Genomic DNA, 18,732 nt, shown 5'->3' with positions numbered 1-18,732 from the left:
TTAAACGATGTTGTTGTCTGTATGTTATAATCTATTGTGATTCGTTAGATGAAGAGAATGATGATGGCTGCTACAAAGAAGCCAATCCAGAATCCTCCTACTATCTGTCCGAGAGAGTGCTGTCGTAATATCATGCGACAGGTGCCCACGATTCCTCCGACAAGGAATACCAGGCAGAGCCACCATATGGGATTGAATGCCAGATATTCGGCAAAGGCAAATAGTGCACCGCCTACGGCTCCGATTGCTGCCGAGTGGGTAGATATCTTCCATACTACATTGATAAGCGCACATATCATCTGTACGCAGAGTGCTGCCAAAAGGATGGAACCGATGAAATGTGGCATGTGAAGCCGAAGGAAGAGATAGTAACAAGCGAAATAGCTGGCTATCGATAGAGCATAGGGCACCATGCGCCGTTCACGTTGGCCTAGTTCGATGAGTGTCCATCCTTGGTATTTGCGGTAGAGTCGAATGGATATGGTTGGCATCAGAATCGTGAAGAAATAGACCATTGCCAGTACCTGCAATTTATAGGCAGTAGGGAAGATGCTCATGAAACTGAAGGTGAAAAGTACAAGCATGCCTACGATGGGCAAATAGAATGGTGTGAAGAATAGGCTTACCGCACGTGCAGCGATGATGAGGCGCTTTTCGTTTTTCATTTTTTCTCCTCCTTTCTCAGTCGTGCTATAGGCAGTCCAAGTTGTTCGCGGTATTTTGCCACGGTACGTCGTGCTATGGGGTAGCCCTTCTTTGCGAGCAGTTTGCAGAGTGCATCATCGCTCAGTGGTTGCTGTTTATCCTCGCTGTTTATGAGGTCGTGCAGAATCATCTTAAGTTGCCGAGTGGAGAGTTGGTCACCTTCAGCAGTGGTATAGCTTTCGGTGAAGAAGTGGCGAAGGGGGAAAGTGCCCCATCGTGTTTGTGCATATTTACCGTTGCAGGCTCTGGAGATGGTGGTGAGGTTGAGACCTGTCTTTTCCGCAATATCCTTGAGAATCATAGGTCGTAGCAGTGCCTCGTCGCCTTCTTCGAAATAGCGATGCTGCCATTGTATAATGGCATTCATAGTCATGGTGAGTGTGCGGCGTCTGCTCTTGATAGCTTCTATGAAACTATGAGCGGCATTCACTTTCTTTTTAGTATAGAGCAGCGCTTCCTTCATTTGGCGGCTCATATTTTCTTTGTTGGTCTGATATTGATTGAGTGTTTCGGAAAACGATGGTGATACATGCAGTTCTGGCAATTCTCCAGTATTGAGTTGGAAGGTCACGGTACCGTCGTCCTGTGTATCGATGATGAAATCGGGTGTGATTTGTTGGAGTGAACGCCCTACGGCTTCGCCCATTGATGCACCAGGTTTGGGGTTGAGTTTGCGCATCTCTGCCATGAGTGTATCGACTTGCATCTCTGTCAATTGCAAGCTTTGTCTGATTTGTTGCCAGTGCTTCTTGGTAAAATCTTCGAAGTGGTTGTTGACCACTTGTTCCATTAGAGTGGTCAGCCGCGATGGTTCACGTCTTTTGATTTGTAAGAGCAGACATTCTTGCAATGAGCGTGCACCAATACCAGCGGGGTCAAAGTCTTGGAGCATCTCCAAGAGCTTTTGCAATTCGTGTTCATTGGTATCAATGTTGTGGTAGATAGCCAGTTCGTCGGCTATGCTATCGAGCGTTTTTCTCAGTAGTCCGTCTTCGTCGAGTGAGCCAATGATGTATTCCATGATATATCGTTGGCGCTCATCAAGTGGCAAGAGCCCCACTTGTTCCTTGAGCTGATCATAGAAAGAGAGAGTTTCGCCATAGACCATCTCTTCGCGTTCCTCGTCATAAGATGGTCCGCTGTGATATACGGGAAGGTCTTCATCATCGCATCCAATGCGTTCTAAAGCGGCATCGAGCGCATCGTTCCGCTCTTCGCGCTCGTTGCGTTGTTCGTAGTCTTCGTTGGTATCAGTATCGGTGTCTGATGGTTCATCGTCGTGCCAATCGTTCTCTTCATCGGTGCCCGATGATTCCAGCGCAGGATTATCGTCCATTTCAGTGCGTATGCGTTCCATGAGTTGCGCCATAGGCATCTCTGTGAGTTGCGCTTGGAGCAACTGTTGCTGTGTGATGCTCTGGGTTTGCCGGAGCGATTGTGACAGTTGTTGTTCTTGTGTCTGTTCTTGTTTCATCGGTAATACGCCTTGAGTTGTTCGGCCAGCGTAGCCAGTTGTTCGGTATCGCTATTGCCGTATCTCTGCCATATATCCTGACAAGCAGGGAAGATGGGACTAAAGAGCATCTCATTTCTATTGAGATAGGGGTCGCAGTGTTGATATACTTCCATGATGTCAGCAATCTTTGCTGCAGACATGTGCATTAGTCGGGCCAGGTCTTGTATTTCTGGAGTTTCTGGAACCATGGTGATGGGTGTCAGTCTGAAATATAGGTCGAGAATGATGATGAGTGTGACAGGCATCAGTTGACTATCACCTTCAATGGGTCTGAAATCGTGTTCAAACGACTCTTGCAGTTCCACCCCTTCGTAGAATTCGCCACTATTGCCGAATCCTGCCATTCGTCTCAGCAACTTTACTGCTCGGTTCAGACGTTGTGGGTTGTTGGCATAGTGTTGCCATAGTTGTTGGATACGGGGCGTGTCGAGGCTTTCCAGTTGCTTCATCTTCTGATGGAGTGTTTGTGGCGGAACGTGTAGTTCGAGGCTGAGATCCACCATAGCCTTGCAGTACAGGGGTTTGAGCCCTGCCGGCTTCTTTTGGTATAGTTGTATGAGCAACACCCAGCAGTCGTCTTTCCAGTTCTGATTCTTTGCCATGGCCTTATAGCTTTTGCTTTTTGTGCAAAGTTAGCGAATAATGGTGAAAGTGCAAAATAATCGGTTCGCAATTTGGTTATTTCCGTGATATTATTCACCTTCGCGATATTAGTTAATTACAAATCGGTCATTTCTTTATCAAAGAACCGATTGGCGGATAAATAAAAAGGGGAACCCCGATAGGAGTTCCCCTTGATATATGACTTGTATAGTCTGATTATTTCTTAGGTTCGAAATAGAATGCACCACCCATTTGTGGCTTGTTGTTGAACGATGTCTTGTAACCGATAACGGTAATTTCGTCACCTTCTTCGATACCGAGACTTGCAAAGTTCTTAGTATTACCCTTCTTATCGAGTGTACCATAGATATATACTTCGCCAGTACCGTAGCACCAATCACCTCCTCCTTCGTGTCTTGCGTCGTTACCTTACCGCTAAGGGCGGAGGTAGTGATCTGAGCCATGATGGTGAGTGTTGAAGTCAACACTCATAACCATCAGAAGAAGTAGTTTTTTGTTATACTTGTTGTTTGTTATATAAATCCGTGGCAAATTTGATTAAAAAAATACAAATAAATGTTACATCAATGTTAAAATTGCATTTTTATGCAATTTTTTGACGTGTACCCATGCGTGCTTCAACTACGTTGACCACATAGTCGCCTAATTTCTCACATTCGTTGATGATATCCATATAGATGGTGCCCACGGCATAGGTGTATGCATGGTTGTTCACGTCGTTGATGTTTTGCGATTTCAACTGATTGCGGTAATTATTGATTTCGTTCTCGATGTTGAACGAACGGTTGACATCGTACGATACTTTTCTGCCAGCCATTAGCGCATTCATCTGCGTCAGGGCTTGGTCTGTGAGTTCCATCATTTGGAAAATGTGCTCATACTGCTTTTGATTGAAGTGGTCTTGCTTGCCCTGATATTTGCGAGAGATGGTGCGTGCAATGTTGTAGCAAGCGTCGCCGATACTTTCAATCTCTGATATTTCGCGCAGCATCGCACGGATTTTAGCTTTGGTATCGTCAGAGAGATGAGCGTCCGACACTTCATCGAGGTATTGTGCAATTTCCAATTCCATGTTGTCGGATATTCCTTCATACTTCTCTATACGCGAGTACATCTTATTAAATGTCTTCTCGTCTTTCTCCACCAACAGTTCTTTGACCAAACCGAACATGCGCTGTATGCGGATGGCAAACTGCTGTATCTCCTTTTGAGCCTCCAATACCGAGAGCTCCGGAGTCTTCATGAAGCCAGCAGTAATGAAGTGCAGACGGAAGTCCTCCTCTTCATCCACTTTCTTAGGCTTGATCACCCAGCATACGAAGCGTTCGATTTGTGGGATAAACCAGATGAGGATAGCGGTATTGACAACATTGAAGCAGGTGTGGAAGGCAGCCAGCACAAAACTGAGTTTGGCGGAATTGGCAAGAAAAGCCTTGGCTGTGGTAGTGGCGCGGTCCATATCCACATCGTAGCCAACGAGTCCGCAGACCATATCGACGAAAGGACGGAATACGAAGAGTATCCATATCACACCGAAGACGTTGAAGAACATGTGTGCAAGTGCTGCACGCCGCGCCTGTGTGTTGGCAGACATGGCAGCCAAGTTTGAGGTGACTGTGGTACCGATGTTCTCACCCATGACGAGTGCGATACCCTGGTAGATGGGCAATACTCCGCTCGAACAGAGAATCATGGTGATAGCCATGACAGCAGCCGACGACTGTACACAGAAGGTAAGCACACCTCCAAGGAGCAGGAAGATGAGTGTGGTGCTGAATGCGTTGGGATCGAACGATGCGAAGAAGTCGAGCACGGCTTGGTTTTCTCCGAGGTGCATGTCTATACCGGTCTGTCGGAGTGTGCCGAGACCGAGGAACATGAAGGCAATACCAAACACGAAGTCGCCTATGAAGCGCTTTTTCTTCGAATAGATGAGGATAATGGCGAAAAAGAAAGCCGGATAGACGAAGTCGGTGATATTAAAAGAAAACCCTGCCGACATAATCCACGCCGTCAGGGTTGTTCCAATATTAGCACCCATAATAACTGAGATAGCCTGTGCCAAAGTCAGCAGACCAGCGTTTACAAACGAAACGGTCATCACAGTTGTAGCGGTGCTCGACTGTACACTTGCCGTGACAAGCATACCAGTGGTCATACCCATAAAACGATTGGTGGTCATGGCACCGAGGACATGTCGCAATTGCGGTCCTGCCATTTTTTGGAGCGCCTCACTCATTGATTTCATACCGAACATCAGCAGGGCAAGTGATCCCAAAAGCTTGAAAAGAATCCAAATTGACATACTTGGAAGTTTAAAAAGTTTAAATTCTTATTGTATTCTAAATATATTCACTAACTTTGTCCACGACTAATGCAAACAATATGCCTATGGAACAAATGGTTCAAATCCGTTGCAAAAATAATAAAAAAATATTAAATGTAAGCATCGGAAGTACACTTTCTGATATTTTTTCTTTTTCGGGCCTTACCATGGAGTACGGTCCGATAAGTGCACGTGTTAACAATAAGATAGAGGGAATGCACTATCGCGTGTATAATTGTAAGGATGTGGAGTTTCTCAGTCTCCGCCATCCTTCTGCGCTAAGAGCATATACTCGCAGTTTGTTTTTTGTGCTTTGTAAGGCTGTCCACGACCTTTACGGCACGGGACATGTGGTTATCAATGTGCCTGTGAGCAATGGCTACCATTGCGATTTGCATATCGGGCATCAGGTGACCGACGCTGATGTGGCTGCCATTAGAAAGCGCATGCAGGAGATTGTGGCTGCTGCCATCCCCATTCATCGCCATCAGGCAACAACCGAAGATGCCATCCGCATGTTTCGTGAGATGGGAACCGTATCGAAGGTGAAGCTCCTTGAAGGGTTGGGATCGCTCTATACCACCTATTATGAGATAGATGGCTATGCGGATTATTACTATGGCTCGATGCTCACCAATACCGAGCAACTGACACTTTTCGGCGTCGAACCGTATTTCGGCGGAATCCTTCTGCGCGTGCCGTCACCACAAGATCCGTCACGCTTGGGCGAACTGGTGCGTCAGGACAAGATGTTCGACATCTTTATGGAGCACCACCATTGGCAGGACATCCTCGGCATCAGTACCATTGGCGACCTGAACAAAGCGGTGGAAGAGGGGAAGTCGAACGGACTCATCCAACTGAGCGAGGCGCTGCAAGAGAAGAAGATAGCGCAGATAGCCGATGAGATTGCCAAACGGAAGAATGTGAAGATGGTGCTCATAGCCGGTCCCTCATCGAGCGGTAAGACCACCACCTGCAAGCGCCTTTCGGTACAACTGGCGGTCAACGGCATCCATCCCATTGGCATTTCGCTCGACGATTACTTCGTGAACCGCGAACAGACACCGCGCGATGAGACTGGCGACTACGACTACGAACATCTGCATGCACTCAACATTCCTTTGCTCAACGAGCAGATGAATGCCCTGTTCAGAGGCGAAGAGGTGGAACTGCCACGCTATAATTTCCAGATGGGCAGAAGTGAAAAAAGCGGTCGTCGCCTACGACTTCAGGGCAACGAGGTACTTGTCTTGGAAGGAATCCATGCGCTCAATCCCGAACTGACAGCATCTATCCCCAACGATCAGATATTCCGTGTCTATGCTTCGGCATTGACCACCATCCTGCTCGACACGCACAATTACATACCGACTACCGACAACCGCCTGTTGCGCCGTATCGTTCGCGACTATAAATACCGTGGGGTATCGGCATGCGACACCATCCGTCGTTGGCCTTCGGTACGCCGGGGTGAGAACCGCTGGATATTCCCTTATCAGGAAAATGCCGATGCCATGTTCAATTCTGCCATGCTTTTCGAACTGGCAGTACTGAAGAATCAGGCGTTGCCCTTGTTGGAACAGGTGCCTGAAAACTGCGAAGAGCATGCCGAGGCATATAGATTGATGAAGTTTCTGCGCTACATCCACACCATCAAGGAAGACCAGATACCGCCCACATCGCTACTTCGCGAGTTTCTTGGCGGCAGTTCGTTTGAATACTGATGCATCATTCCCAGCGGGTAGGATAGCGTACCAGCTGACATACAGAAAATTTAGTTTTCAGAAATATTTCGACCACACGACCACCACTATGATGTAATCCTTTGAGAGATATGGCATTATGGTGGTGGTCGATGGCTTAATTGCTGCGTTTTCGACCACCCATCGACCACCAATATGAGTAAGACACATCCCGAACGCATCCCGAACGCATCCCGAAGCCATATACTCTCTTTTCTATACAATATTGGGCAAAAGGTCTTGTTGATGTTTGAAAGAAATGCCATTCAACAGTCGGTCATCCACAGCGAATCGTCCTACTTATATAATAATGTACGCGTGCGTAAGATAATAAGGAAAGGAATTATGGCCTTCCTCTTAGGGCCTTGTTGCCCTGTCAAGTATGACACAAAGGAAATGAGCATGGTCTTTCAATCCAAAGAAACTATTGAAAACAACGAAAAAAGGTGAAAAATAGACGAAAAAAACAGCAGATGTGTTTCGTTTTTGAATATCATTTACTACCTTTGCATAAGATAACCTAAACACCTGTCAGATTATGAAAAAGTTAATCCTTGCCCTACTAGTTGCTTGCAGCACACTCACAACGGTCGCACAAAACCTGCGACAAACCGTAGAAAACGGTGTACAGACCAGCATCCGACAGTCAGAAAACCATCTCTGGCGAGAGGCTTTTGCCACATGCAGAGCTCTCGATGCCATGCTTGGAGCCGGCAATCCCGATTTGCATTATCTTGTCAGCAACGAACGCTTCCGCCTCTACACCCGTCTGAACAAGTCGGCAGAACGTAAAGCTCAAATGGCGCTGATGGAAAACTATGCGCGTGCCAGCAAGAAAAAAGATGTCATTGAAGACATGCTCATGAAGAAGGCTGCCTTTGCACGTACTACTGGCAACGCACCTTTGGCTACTGTATGCTATAAGGAGATCTTCACCATGAATGCAAAAGGCAAGGATGATAACGGCAAGGAAAAGTGCTTCAAAGACCTTATTGCCAAAGCCAAACAAGACAATAACGACTTGATGGCGGGCATCATCAACAAGATGTATGACGAATGGACCGACTCTATTGCAGGCATCAGAGCTGTCAACGAACTGAAAACTGTCAAAGCACAATACGCTGAAGCACAGGACGAAATAAGCACCAAGGCTACTACCATTACTGCGCAATGGGCGTTTATCGTCATCCTTATAGTTATTGGTGTAGGACTGGCTGCCGGCCTTCTCTTCTTCCTCTTTGTCATGTTCAAAAACGTCAGAGAAATCAAGCGCTTGAAGACCAGCCTCGATTTGGCAAATAGCAATAACGAGCAGAAAAACAAGTTCCTCAATAATATCAGCGCACAAATCCGCCCGTCACTCGATGCCATGGAGCAAGGCGATACCAAACGACAGGTCAAGGCTTTGCAAAACTATATCGCACACATAGAAAACTATATGATGCTTGAGCAGACTCGCGAGGAACACTACGAACTCACCAGTCACAATATGGGACAGTTCTGCGAGAAAGTCACCCAAGAGGTAAAGGCTATGGTCAAGTCCACTACCGAAGTGACTTGTACTGCCCAACCCATCTCTTTCGCTACTAACGAGGACGCTTTGCGCACCATATTGCTCAATATCGTAGAAGAGGTGGTAAAGGCCGATGGTGTGGAGCGCATCAACCTTGAGTTTAAGAAGCGCAACCCCCATACCGGTAATTTCTTGGTAACGGCTGTGGGTATGACCTTGCCCGAAGAGAAGCGCGAAACACTTTTCCAGGCATTCTCCGAGATTGCCGATCTGACTGAAGACGACGGACTTACCTTCCCCACTTGCAGTCTGATGGCATATAAACTCAACGGTCATCTCCGTCTTGACGACGAGTTCCGTCATGGCATCCGCTTTGTAGTGGAACTGAAAGACAAATAAGCATCTGCATCGTAAGATATCAGTAAAGGTGGAGTCTCCGTACGAGACTCCACCTTTAATTTACGCTAAGGCGCAATCCTACTATGTGCGGGATATTGCCCGATATTTTGCCAAGGCGTTTCCAAACCTTTGGCAAAAGTATTACCCAACGTTTGGCAAAGGTGTTTTTCCAATGTTTGGCATAAGTATTACCTAACGTTTGACAAAAGTAATGTCTAACGTTTGAAAAAGGTCTTTTCAACGTTTGATAAAGATGTTATCCAATATTTGATAAAAGTGTTATCCAATATTTGGTAAAGGTATTATCCAATATTTGATAAAAGTATTATCCAACGTTGGATAAAAAGATTATCAAGGTTTGGAAAAACGATGATAAACGATCGTATTTTATAAGGGACATAGGATTACGCTTTACTTTGTCCTTTCAGGACGTTAGTTAATTGTTTATGTTTGGTATCCTCAGGGCGTTGCACGGGTGGTCGAAGTGTGGTCGAAAACGCCGTTGTAAGATTTTCGACCACCCATTTAACCGTATATATTACAGCGTGTTATGACATATCGGTGGTCGAGTGGTCGATTTTTACGACATCGCGTGTGCGTGCGTACACGTGTATGTACGCACGCAAACCTTATATATTAGATTCATTCATCTCAGATGAACTGTCGTTTCTGCTGATAGCAGCAATCCGTTTACTGGATGAATCCTATTTCGATGACCTGATCAACAGCTGTAGGCACAGCATCGAGCGTGAGTATCACACCGCCTTGACACTTCTGCATCTTCACCGCCTTACGACTGACAAAATCTACAGCCTTCTTCATCTGCTTGTTGCCAGTGGGCAGATAGAGCACCTTGTCTTGCAGGTTGAGGATATGCACAAACAGTCGGTTGTCTTTCTGTGTGGTCACTCCCCAGTCGTGAGGTGCAACAAATCCACCGCGTGTGCCATAGATAGTTTCGCCATATACCTTCATCCAGTCGCCCATCTCCTTCAGACGTTTCACCGCAACAGCTGGCAGACAACCATCAGGTTGCGGACCGATATTCATGAGCAGATTGGCATTTTTGCCTGCTGCCTTCACCAGATATTGAATGAGTGTATGGGTCGATTTGTAGTTCTGGTCGGTAATCTTGTAGCCCCACATGCCGTTCATTGTCTCGCATGTTTCAAGTGGCAACTGCGAAATAGACTGTCCGGAGAGTCCGGCAGAGTTTTCGCCAGGCAGGTCGCGCTCAAACATTTGGAAGTCTTCGCCAGGGAATGGAGTCACGTGATGGTTGTTGCCGATGAGGCATGCAGGCTGCAAACTGTGGATGAGTGCATACTGTTCGGGCAGTTGCCAGTCAAATGATGGATTGATGTCTTGATCCCACCAACCGTCAAACCAGATGGCTCCTACCTTGCCATAGTTGGTGAGCAGTTCGGTGAGTTGGTTGTTCATAAACTTATAGTACGACTTCCAATTTTGTTTGTCCTTGGGTCGTCCTGTGCCGTGTCCGGTACGTCCCAGCGGAGCATCCTCACGTTGCCAGTCGATGTGTGAATAGTAGAAGTGGATGTCAATACCCTGTCGGTGACATTCGTCAGCAAGTTCTTTCACGATGTCACGCTTAAATGGTGTAGCCTTCACGACATTATAGTCAGAGTATTTGGTGTCGAACATGGAGAAGCCTTCGTGATGGCGGGTAGTGAAGCAAATATATTTGGCACCTGATGCCTTGATCTGCTCTACCCACTCTTTGGCATTGAAGCGAGAGGGATAGAAGCCGCCTGCGAGTTTGGCATATTCCTTGTAGTTTAAGTCTGCGTTGTGCATGGTCCATTCTCCTGTGGCAAGCATGGCATAGAGTCCCCAGTGGAGGAAGATGCCGAATTTCTCGTCTTGAAAATGTTTGCGTGCCTCAAGGTTCTCCTTGGTAGGTACGTAGTCTGCCGACTGTTGCACTGTCTGTTGTGCCATTGTCGATGTCAATGCCAGCGTCAGCATGACGGTTGTGAATAGTTTTTTCATCATCAAGTTGTTTAGTTGTTATGCTCCACCGTTCTGCTTGGTGAACGGCATATTTCTATTGTGTGATAATTGCTTGGGTTTTCAAATCCCTATAGGCGTGATTTATATCCCTCGCTCAGCCCAGTCACCTCTGTCGAGGTTGCGGTAACCGATGGCTTCAGCGATGTGTTGTTGCTGCACTTGCGCCGATCCTTCAAGGTCGGCAATGGTGCGTGCCACCTTGAGAATTCTGCTATATGCTCGTGCAGAGAGTTTCAATCGCTCCATGCCATTTAGCACTACGCCTACGATGATTTATCAAGGACATAGGTGAATGGCCATTGTTTATGTTCACAATGCAAAGATAACACTTTTTGTTTAATTAGTCGAGCCTTTTTGATTAGAATTGCTCCATTGTGCATAGACTCTATACATTCCCACATGGGCCAGGTGAATTTCTGATAGACAGAATCTAAGGAATGTATTTCAACGAGGTTGAGTCCGATAACATGTTTTTTGAGGTCTGTATTGCGGTATTGCTTCTTTACGACAGCATAGGCGCGTCCCATATCCTCAAAAATGTAGGACGCAACGTCGGCGAAAGGTTCCGATTCAAGACCATCCATAGTGATAATATAACACTCGGGAACCACATCATTATATGTGCCCCCCACCAGTATGCCACTATCTTCGAACAGATAAATAGGTAATGCGGCTTTATTCTTAAAAAAACATAATTTTGTTGGTAAAAATTTGCAAATGCGAAATATTTTCATTAACTTTGTGACATCAAAATACGAGAAGAATGGAAAGTACGGAGATTATAAAGAACGCAGGCCTAAAAATCACTCCGCAACGTAAAGTGGTTTATGAGGTTATGATGGAATTGCGTCATGCTGCGATTGATGAAATAATCAAGTGTGTGCAATCCAAAGATAATGAGATAACCATCTCAACCATCTATCGCATTCTTGATTCGTTTTGCAAGGCTAATCTGTTGTCACTTGTGTTCCATCCCGAAGTGGGGAAAAGCTATTATGACATTACCGTGACAGAGCATCACCACATATTCGAGGGAGAGAGCATCATGGATTATATGGATGAAGAGCTTACGGAATTGATACGACAGTATTTGAAAGAAAAGAATTTTGCATCGGTTGACATTAGTCGAATACAGGTGCAGATAACGATAAATAATCCAAAGTTAAACACTAAAAATTAAAAAGTATGAGAAGTATCACGACTTTCGATTTGCAGTATGCACATCGGTTCTATGGCTTCCAAGGCGAAGCCCAGTATCTTCACGGTCACACTGGCACACTGACCATTGAGGTGGAAGATACGGTTGAAGAAGGTGTAAACATGGTGTACCCTTGTAATGAAATCCAAAAGGTGGCATGGAGCCTGTTGAAGAATTTTGACCATGCCTTGGTGCTCCGCGAAGATGACCCTTTGCTTCCTGCCATTCTTGATGTGTATGAAAAGCAAGGCATCAAGAACGGTCATCCGCAAAACAAAATGAAAGGAGAGGCCTTCAAGACAGAATTGGCAACGGCTTACCCCGATGCCCGTCTGGTTGTTACCAAAGAAACCATGACAGTGGAAGGTATGATTAAGATTGTATATGACTTGTTGAAAGACAAACTGAACATCGCTAAGATCACTTTCACAAGCGGTGTGAATGCCGCGTCTGCCGAGTTTACCACAAAGAATAACATCGACCGTTGTCCTCTTTGCGGTGTCGCCCTCAATGCGGATGGAGTATGCCCAAAATGTGGTTATCGGAAAAAATAATCCACGTAAAGCTGCATATAAAATAAAGTAATGATGAAAATATGGGGCTGTGTCGTAATTAAGGTTTACGGCGCAGCCTTGTATTTTACAAGTTAGAAAAATAATTTGAAATTCGGCTAATGGCTTCAACCTTTGTTTCCATAACCACATCGGCATATACCTGTGTTGTGTGACGGCTCGTATGGAAACTGACATTTTTCGTAATCCCTGCATCCGCAGCCATTTTTTTTAGATACCTGTTACATACTCCCAATATAGTCAGTTCAAACACCTTTTGGCTCGGCTTGCATCCGTTTCGCTCAGGTAACCAATGCAAAGCCGATTGGTTTAGAGGGATTATTACCTGTCTGCCTACTATCAGTACTTTTGCGGTCTTGAGGCTTTCTGCATATCCGCACCTTGCGCCTCATCCGAGCTTGTACATTTCCGTCACCGTATCGGAGAGGAGGGCGTGGAGCTTATCCTCAAGGAAAGCATCCGCATCAATCTTGCCATGGAGGACAGCAAGAAGGAGGAGGATGACAGGAATAAGGGAAAGGACGGTCGTGGACGCTCAAGATTGAGTTTGCCTTCTTCAAACTCCTTACCCGCACCACTGTCGAAACTTGCATAACACGTGTGGAGCATTTCGGGAATAAAAATGTCAGCAGCATTCAAGAGGGCACGTGCCATGGCATCCATACCCTGATATGTGCAATAAAGTTGTTTTATTGTAGTAATAAATATGGTTGCAAATATAGAGAAAAAATGATTCGCAACAAATTTATGGCCTAATAGTGAATTCTGACCAGGGAAGCCAGTATACGACCAAGGACTGGCAGGATCTGCTGACCAGCTATGGCATACAAGTAAGCATGAATGGTAGAGGTCGTTGTAAAGACAATATATGGATAGAACGCTTCTGACGCAGCATCAAGCAGGAGTACATATATTTCAACCCTGCGGAAAACGTTAGTGAACTCCGTTCTGGAATTGCTGATTACGTGAAGTTTTATGACTATGAGCGTCCTCATCAGAGTCTGGACAACTTCACACCAGCATCATTCTACGGCAACAAAGAGAAGAAAGTAGGATAAACTCTTGCACAATTCAACTAATAGTATTAACTTTGTGACGCCAAGACAAGAGAACGTTCGGGATTGTCCGCATGCTCTGGATGGCGCAGCAACCAATGTTCAACCACTTTTCGAATATTAGGGAGTACTATAAAAAATAACAATATCGTACAGCAGAAATGGACTATTGTTTCATTCCATCTTCATATATTTATGTTACTTTGTACAAAAACATTGTTTTTAGATAAAAAAAATAAGTAAATACAATATTTTATAATTTCACATACAAAAGAAATAAACGATATGAGAAATTCACAGACACAACGAATTAAGGTGGTAATCAATATAACCCACCTTAAAAAATCAATGCTTGCGGCCTTTGTTGCACTCTTCGTCGCAACTGCGAACGCACAAACCATCAAAGGCGTTGTGACAGACGCTGACAACGGGGAGCCCATCATCGGCGCAACGATCAAGGTGAAGGAGACATCGAAAGCAGTCGTGACAGATATGAACGGCAAATATTCGATAACAGGTCTCACAACAGGCCGTTACACCATTGAAGCTTCGTACATAGGTTACCAGCCAGCCGTCATCCCCGAGATTCTCGTTACGGAGGGCAAGGAGGTGGTCATCAACGTCCCCATAAGCGAGAGCTTGAACGAGCTGGGAGAAGTAGTGGTGAAGCCTCGCATCAGCAAAGAAAGCGCTGTGAACAAGATGGCTCTTGTCGGGGCGAGGATGCTCAGCATGGAAGAGGCAAGCCGATATGCAGGAGGATACAGCGACCCGGCGCGCCTCGTCACAGCCTTTGCCGGTGTGGCTGGCAACAGCAACGACAACGGCGTGTCGGTGCACGGCAATGCGCCGCAGGCCATGCAGTGGCGACTTGAGGGCGTGGAGATCTTCAGCCCGAACCACTTCACTGACGCCTTCAACATGGGCACAGGACTCGTCAGCGCACTCAACTCCAATGTTCTCGACAACTCCGACTTCCACCTCGGAGCCTTCACAGCCGAGTACAGCAATGCCCTCTCAGGCGTGTTTGACATGAGAATGCGCGCAGGCGACAACGACAGCTACCACCATGCGCTCCAGATAGGCACGCTGGGCCTCGAAGGCACATCGGAAGGCCCCATAAGTAAGAAGACAGGAGCATCCTACCTCGTCAACTACCGCTACTCCGTCACCACCATCGCCCGTGAGATAGGACTCCTCTCCCTCGACGGAGACCAGGCCGACTTCCAGGACTTCAACTTCAAGCTCAACTTCCCGACAAAGAAGGCTGGCACATTCTCCGTCTTCGGAGTAGGACTGAAGGACAAGTACTGGCTCGAGCTCGAAGACCCCTCAAAGTGGGAGAGCATGTATGACCAGGAGTACACGGTCAGCAATCAGACAATGCTCGCTGGCGGCATCAACCACAAGGCGTACCTCGGCAAGAACTGGAACATCAACAGCACCATAGCAGCCTCCTACTTCAAGAACGATGGAGACCAGAGCTACTATGACGGACAGCCCAACCAGGCCAACAAGCTCGGCAACTGCCTGCCCTACATAAGGATGCGCCAGAACAACTCGCAGTTTACAGCCACAACGAATGTGCAGAAGCGTTTCAGCCCTAAGTTCCAGTCCAAGATTGGTGCCACATACACAGAGTACTTCTTCGACATCGACCTCAAGATGGCTCCAAAGGTAGGAGCCGCCATGCCTGCACAATCAATCTATACAGCCGACAGCCACACTGGCCTGTTCAACGCCTATATAGCCAACTCGTGGAACATGAGCCGCTGGCTTACCTTCACCTTTGGTCTGAATACCCAGTATTTCCGCCTCAACGACGACGTGTCAGTTGAGCCACGCGCAGCCTTCCAGTGGAATCCGGACGAGAAGAACCAGTTCTCTGTGGGTTATGGCATGCACAGCAAGACAGAGAAGATGGACACATACTTTGTCTATGACCAAAATGAGGGCTTTGTAAACAAGGACCTCAAACTGAGCAAGGCTCACCACATCATCGGTTCGTACATCCACCGATTCAACGACCAGCTCAACCTACGCGTGGAGGCATACTACCAGAGCCTCTTCGACCTTCCCGTGACTGAAGACGGCAGCTACTGCACCATCAACCGCCGCTATTATTACGAGGAGCGCGAGCTCGTGAGCAAAGGCAAGGGACGCAACTATGGCATAGACGTCGCACTGGAGCAATACATGCACAAGGGTTACTACTGGATGGTGGACGGTTCGCTCTACAAGTCAGAGTACAAGGGTGGCGACAATATATGGCGCGACTCACGCTACAACCGTACCTTCATGGTTAAGGTGCTCGGCGGTAAGGAATGGATGCTCGGCAAGAGAAGGCAGAACGTGCTGAGTGTCAACGGCAAAGTCACCCTGCAAGGCGGTCAGAGATACACTCCTGCCGATGTGGCGGCAAGCCAATTGAACTACGAGGCTGGCAGACCAGATGTCGTGTACGACGAGACAAAGGCTTTCTCTGAGCAGTACGACCCTGCATGCATCGTAGACTTCACCATCAGCTACAAGATAACAGGCAAGAAGTGCAACCACACCATAGCCTTCGAAGGTCTCAACCTCTTGCAGAAAAAAGTGCCTTACGAGAACACTTACAACTACAAGAAGAACACTGTGGAGACTTACGACTCAGGCATCTCACTGCCAAACGTGTACTACCGCATCAGCTTCTAATGGTGGGTTCTATTAATTCCCACCGTCAAAAGGCTTTAGGTGGGTTCTATTAATTCGCTTTGTCAGATTTTTGATTTATCTCTGAGTGCAGAGTGTCGTATGACATGCCCGTCATGCAAATCGAGTAGGAGGAAAACGAAGCAGTTTTCTTCCTACTTTCGTTTTCCGACCTCTCACACCACCGTACGTGCCGTTCGGCATACGGCAGTTCTCTAATTGCTATGCAATTTGGTATAGATGCCAAGAAGTGAGGGATAACCTTGCCTAACAAGTCCATCGTTCGTTATGGCACACTTTAGAATAGGGCTCGTCGCTATGCGCCAATACCCCTTGCGGGTATTTGCCCATTGCCATGCCCTCCATCTGCCAATACCACATTTCATGAGGTTCGTGAAACGAGTACGGACTCGTTTCCAACATTTCCAGATATAACACCGTATGCGTCTATGATACCATTCCTCCGTTCTTTGGAGAAATGTTTTCATATCTGCCAGATAGTAATATCCTATCCAACCACGGATGTATTCCGTCAAGCGGTTCTTCAACCACGATAAACCTTTGCCGTTACTGCGCTTGGTAATGGATTTCAGTAATATTAAAAATTCCATCAATTGTTAAATTCCCCTCTCTGACCAGTCGCTTCTGTCAAGATTGCGGTAGCCCACGGCTTCTGCAATATGGGGAAGTTGCACCTGCTCACTGCCATCAAGGTCGGCAATGGTGCGTGCCACTTTGAGAATCCTGCTATAGGCACGGGCAGAGAGTTTCAATCGCTCCATGGCCATGCGTAACATGTCCATGGATGAGGCATCAGGTTCGGCAAACTGATGCAGCATGCGCTCCGTCATTTGGGCATTGCAGTGGATGCCCTTGTAATCCATAAACCGTTCCTCCTGCATTTTGCGAGCGGCAATGACTCTGGCGCGAATCGTTTCGCTCGATTCACCGGGAGCCATCTGTGAGAGTTGTGCGAAAGGCACGGCTTGTATCTCGCAATGGATGTCGATACGGTCGAGCAACGGACCACTGATCTTGTTCATATACCGTTGTATCTGTCCGGGCGTGCAGGCACAACTGTGAGTGGGGTCGCCATAATAGCCGCAAGGACATGGATTCATGGAGGCTACAAACATAAACGAACAGGGATACTGCACGCTGTATTTCGCACGACTGATGGTGATACAGCGGTCCTCCAAAGGCTGGCGCATCACCTCCAGCACCGACCGGTTGAACTCAGGCAACTCGTCGCAGAACAGCACACCATTGTGTGCCAAACTGATTTCACCGGGTTGCGGATTCTGTCCGCCCCCAACCAATGCCACCTGCGAGATGGTGTGGTGTGGCGCTCTGAATGGTCGTTGCGAGATGAGACTGGTGTCGCGCGATAGTTTACCTGCCACACTATGAATCTGTGTGGTCTCCAAACTTTCGCTGAGCGATAATGGAGGCAGAATACTTGGCAGGCGTTTCGCCATCATCGATTTACCACTTCCCGGAGGACCTATCATGATGAGATTATGTCCACCGGCAGCCGCCACTTCCAGTGCGCGCTTCACACTTTCCTGTCCGCGCACATCAGCGAAGTCGAGTTCAAACTGTGATTGCTGTTCATAAAACTCTTTGCGCGTATCGATAACCGTAGGGGCTATCTCCGATGAACCATTGAAGAAATTGGCGACATCGATGAGGGTTTCCATGCCATACACCTCTATTTGGTTGACCACAGCCGCTTCGCGGATGTTCTGTTTCGGCACGATAAGACCTTTGAAATGTTCGGCGCGTGCCCGAATGGCTATGGGAAGTGCACCGCGTATGGGTTGCAACCTGCCGTCAAGTCCCAACTCACCCACCATCATGTAATCATTCAGCCGACTCCCGTCAACCTTTCCGCTTGCCGCCAGAATACCGATAGCCAATGGCAAGTCATAGCCGCTACCCTCCTTTTTGATATCGGCAGGCGATAGATTGGCGGTGATGTCCATCATCGGCATCTTCAATCCGTTGTTCTGTAGTGCCGCCCTGATTCTGTCATAGCTCTCACGCACAGCAGTATCGGCAAGTCCCGTCAGGTGGAATTGCACGCCGCGAGTCATGCTCACTTCTACTTTTACCGTGGTCACTTCAAGTCCGTTGACGGCGGCACAAAAGGTATTGACTAACATATTTATAGTTCTTTGTAGCGTTATTGATGTACTGAAAAGTACGTTGCCATGCCAGTCATCATCCGGCACAGTCTGATTGTGGTCACAAAGTTAAGCAAAATTATGCAAATCCACAATATTCTTCCCACATAATATTGTTACACAGCAAGAAGTGGTAGGTAAGTACCTTGTCAGTCCTATCCAACTACC

General features: G+C 47.1%; 15 protein-coding genes and 3 pseudogenes. 8 read left to right on the top strand and 10 right to left on the bottom strand.

Features of this window, described 5'->3' with window-relative positions; all coding sequences use genetic code 11:
• Positions 1-44: 44 nt before the first annotated feature.
• From CIK89_RS08610 to CIK89_RS08595, 4 genes are all read right to left on the bottom strand, one after another.
• On the bottom strand, positions 45-665 hold the full coding sequence (locus CIK89_RS08610) for a phosphatase PAP2 family protein (protein WP_094390971.1): 621 nt from the start codon (positions 663-665) through the stop codon (positions 45-47).
• Positions 662-2,179 (bottom strand): RNA polymerase factor sigma-54, encoded by a 1,518-nt coding sequence (gene rpoN / locus CIK89_RS08605; protein ID WP_094390970.1) that lies wholly within the window; start codon positions 2,177-2,179, stop codon positions 662-664. Before rpoN ends, CIK89_RS08610 begins: the two co-directional genes overlap by 4 nt.
• Positions 2,176-2,823 carry a hypothetical protein gene (locus CIK89_RS08600; RefSeq protein ID WP_094390969.1) on the bottom strand — a complete coding sequence of 216 codons (648 nt, stop codon included), beginning with the start codon at positions 2,821-2,823 and terminating at the stop codon, positions 2,176-2,178. Before CIK89_RS08600 ends, rpoN begins: the two co-directional genes overlap by 4 nt.
• Before the next feature lie 605 nt (positions 2,824-3,428).
• Entirely contained in the window at positions 3,429-5,150 is a 1,722-nt protein-coding gene (locus CIK89_RS08595; protein WP_094390968.1) for a Na/Pi cotransporter family protein, read from the bottom strand.
• Between the two features lie 86 nt (positions 5,151-5,236).
• Here CIK89_RS08595 and CIK89_RS08590 point away from each other — a divergent pair, with 86 nt between their 5' ends.
• Both CIK89_RS08590 and CIK89_RS08580 read left to right on the top strand, forming a co-directional pair.
• The gene (locus tag CIK89_RS08590) at positions 5,237-6,898 is read left to right on the top strand and encodes a nucleoside kinase (protein WP_094390967.1); all 1,662 of its coding nucleotides are present in this window, start codon (positions 5,237-5,239) and stop codon (positions 6,896-6,898) included.
• Positions 6,899-7,454: 556 nt separating this feature from the next.
• Complete coding sequence (locus CIK89_RS08580; RefSeq protein ID WP_094390965.1) at positions 7,455-8,828, top strand: ATP-binding protein; 1,374 nt, start codon at positions 7,455-7,457, stop codon at positions 8,826-8,828.
• Positions 8,829-9,518: 690 nt separating this feature from the next.
• Here CIK89_RS08580 and CIK89_RS08575 read toward each other — a convergent pair.
• From CIK89_RS08575 to CIK89_RS08565, 3 genes and pseudogenes are all read right to left on the bottom strand, one after another.
• Positions 9,519-10,841: an alpha-L-fucosidase gene (locus CIK89_RS08575; RefSeq protein WP_094391032.1), complete on the bottom strand. Its 1,323-nt coding sequence runs from the start codon at positions 10,839-10,841 to the stop codon at positions 9,519-9,521.
• Positions 10,842-10,943: 102 nt separating this feature from the next.
• Positions 10,944-11,111 (bottom strand): annotated as a pseudogene (locus CIK89_RS08570) (magnesium chelatase); the annotation flags it as partial.
• Positions 11,112-11,125: 14 nt separating this feature from the next.
• The gene (locus CIK89_RS08565; RefSeq protein WP_144007386.1) at positions 11,126-11,446 is read right to left on the bottom strand and encodes a hypothetical protein; all 321 of its coding nucleotides are present in this window, start codon (positions 11,444-11,446) and stop codon (positions 11,126-11,128) included.
• A 179-nt stretch (positions 11,447-11,625) separates the two neighbouring features.
• Between CIK89_RS08565 and CIK89_RS08560 the strand changes: the two genes are divergently transcribed.
• The 3 genes and pseudogenes from CIK89_RS08560 to CIK89_RS13350 form a co-directional block, all read left to right on the top strand.
• Positions 11,626-12,042, top strand: a complete 417-nt coding sequence (locus CIK89_RS08560; RefSeq protein WP_094390963.1) for a Fur family transcriptional regulator — start codon at positions 11,626-11,628, stop codon at positions 12,040-12,042.
• 5 nt (positions 12,043-12,047) lie between these two features.
• The gene (locus CIK89_RS08555; RefSeq protein ID WP_094380541.1) at positions 12,048-12,614 is read left to right on the top strand and encodes a 6-carboxytetrahydropterin synthase; all 567 of its coding nucleotides are present in this window, start codon (positions 12,048-12,050) and stop codon (positions 12,612-12,614) included.
• A 346-nt stretch (positions 12,615-12,960) separates the two neighbouring features.
• Positions 12,961-13,143: pseudogene (locus CIK89_RS13350) on the top strand (IS5/IS1182 family transposase); the annotation flags it as partial.
• Positions 13,144-13,166: 23 nt separating this feature from the next.
• On the opposite strand, the pseudogene CIK89_RS14035 reads toward CIK89_RS13350, so the two are convergent.
• A pseudogene (locus CIK89_RS14035) lies at positions 13,167-13,315 on the bottom strand (xylose isomerase); the annotation flags it as partial.
• 75 nt (positions 13,316-13,390) lie between these two features.
• Here CIK89_RS14035 and CIK89_RS08545 point away from each other — a divergent pair.
• The 3 genes from CIK89_RS08545 (at position 13,391) to CIK89_RS08535 (ending at position 16,381) form a co-directional block, all read left to right on the top strand.
• A complete protein-coding gene (locus tag CIK89_RS08545; RefSeq protein WP_158215004.1) occupies positions 13,391-13,519 on the top strand; it encodes a DDE-type integrase/transposase/recombinase in 129 nt (42 codons plus the stop codon).
• Between the two features lie 6 nt (positions 13,520-13,525).
• Positions 13,526-13,690, top strand: a complete 165-nt coding sequence (locus tag CIK89_RS08540) for an integrase core domain-containing protein (RefSeq protein WP_094390961.1) — start codon at positions 13,526-13,528, stop codon at positions 13,688-13,690.
• 282 nt (positions 13,691-13,972) lie between these two features.
• Positions 13,973-16,381 (top strand): TonB-dependent receptor, encoded by a 2,409-nt coding sequence (locus CIK89_RS08535; RefSeq protein ID WP_094390960.1) that lies wholly within the window; start codon positions 13,973-13,975, stop codon positions 16,379-16,381.
• Positions 16,382-16,593: 212 nt separating this feature from the next.
• Here CIK89_RS08535 and CIK89_RS14030 read toward each other — a convergent pair whose 3' ends face one another.
• Positions 16,594-16,989 carry a group II intron maturase-specific domain-containing protein gene (locus tag CIK89_RS14030; RefSeq protein ID WP_021989953.1) on the bottom strand — a complete coding sequence of 132 codons (396 nt, stop codon included), beginning with the start codon at positions 16,987-16,989 and terminating at the stop codon, positions 16,594-16,596.
• Between the two features lie 6 nt (positions 16,990-16,995).
• Positions 16,996-18,543: a YifB family Mg chelatase-like AAA ATPase gene (locus CIK89_RS08525; RefSeq protein ID WP_094390959.1), complete on the bottom strand. Its 1,548-nt coding sequence runs from the start codon at positions 18,541-18,543 to the stop codon at positions 16,996-16,998.
• Positions 18,544-18,732 lie beyond the last annotated feature (189 nt).

Source organism: Prevotella sp. P4-119 (genome assembly GCF_002251345.1).
Lineage (GTDB): Bacteria > Bacteroidota > Bacteroidia > Bacteroidales > Bacteroidaceae > Prevotella.
This window is presented reverse-complemented; position numbering and strand designations above follow the sequence as displayed.

Excerpts from the sequence above, each read along its gene's own strand:
- CIK89_RS08610 (WP_094390971.1), bottom strand. The coding sequence starts at position 665 with ATGAAAAACGAAAAGCGCCTCATCATCGCTGCACGTGCGGTAAGCCTA.
- rpoN (WP_094390970.1), bottom strand. The coding sequence starts at position 2,179 with ATGAAACAAGAACAGACACAAGAACAACAACTGTCACAATCGCTCCGG.
- CIK89_RS08600 (WP_094390969.1), bottom strand. The coding sequence starts at position 2,823 with ATGGCAAAGAATCAGAACTGGAAAGACGACTGCTGGGTGTTGCTCATA.
- CIK89_RS08595 (WP_094390968.1), bottom strand. The coding sequence starts at position 5,150 with ATGTCAATTTGGATTCTTTTCAAGCTTTTGGGATCACTTGCCCTGCTG.
- CIK89_RS08590 (WP_094390967.1), top strand. The coding sequence starts at position 5,237 with ATGGAACAAATGGTTCAAATCCGTTGCAAAAATAATAAAAAAATATTA.
- CIK89_RS08580 (WP_094390965.1), top strand. The coding sequence starts at position 7,455 with ATGAAAAAGTTAATCCTTGCCCTACTAGTTGCTTGCAGCACACTCACA.
- CIK89_RS08575 (WP_094391032.1), bottom strand. The coding sequence starts at position 10,841 with ATGAAAAAACTATTCACAACCGTCATGCTGACGCTGGCATTGACATCG.
- CIK89_RS08565 (WP_144007386.1), bottom strand. The coding sequence starts at position 11,446 with ATGGATGGTCTTGAATCGGAACCTTTCGCCGACGTTGCGTCCTACATT.
- CIK89_RS08560 (WP_094390963.1), top strand. The coding sequence starts at position 11,626 with ATGGAAAGTACGGAGATTATAAAGAACGCAGGCCTAAAAATCACTCCG.
- CIK89_RS08555 (WP_094380541.1), top strand. The coding sequence starts at position 12,048 with ATGAGAAGTATCACGACTTTCGATTTGCAGTATGCACATCGGTTCTAT.
- CIK89_RS08535 (WP_094390960.1), top strand. The coding sequence starts at position 13,973 with ATGAGAAATTCACAGACACAACGAATTAAGGTGGTAATCAATATAACC.
- CIK89_RS14030 (WP_021989953.1), bottom strand. The coding sequence starts at position 16,989 with ATGGAATTTTTAATATTACTGAAATCCATTACCAAGCGCAGTAACGGC.
- CIK89_RS08525 (WP_094390959.1), bottom strand. The coding sequence starts at position 18,543 with ATGTTAGTCAATACCTTTTGTGCCGCCGTCAACGGACTTGAAGTGACC.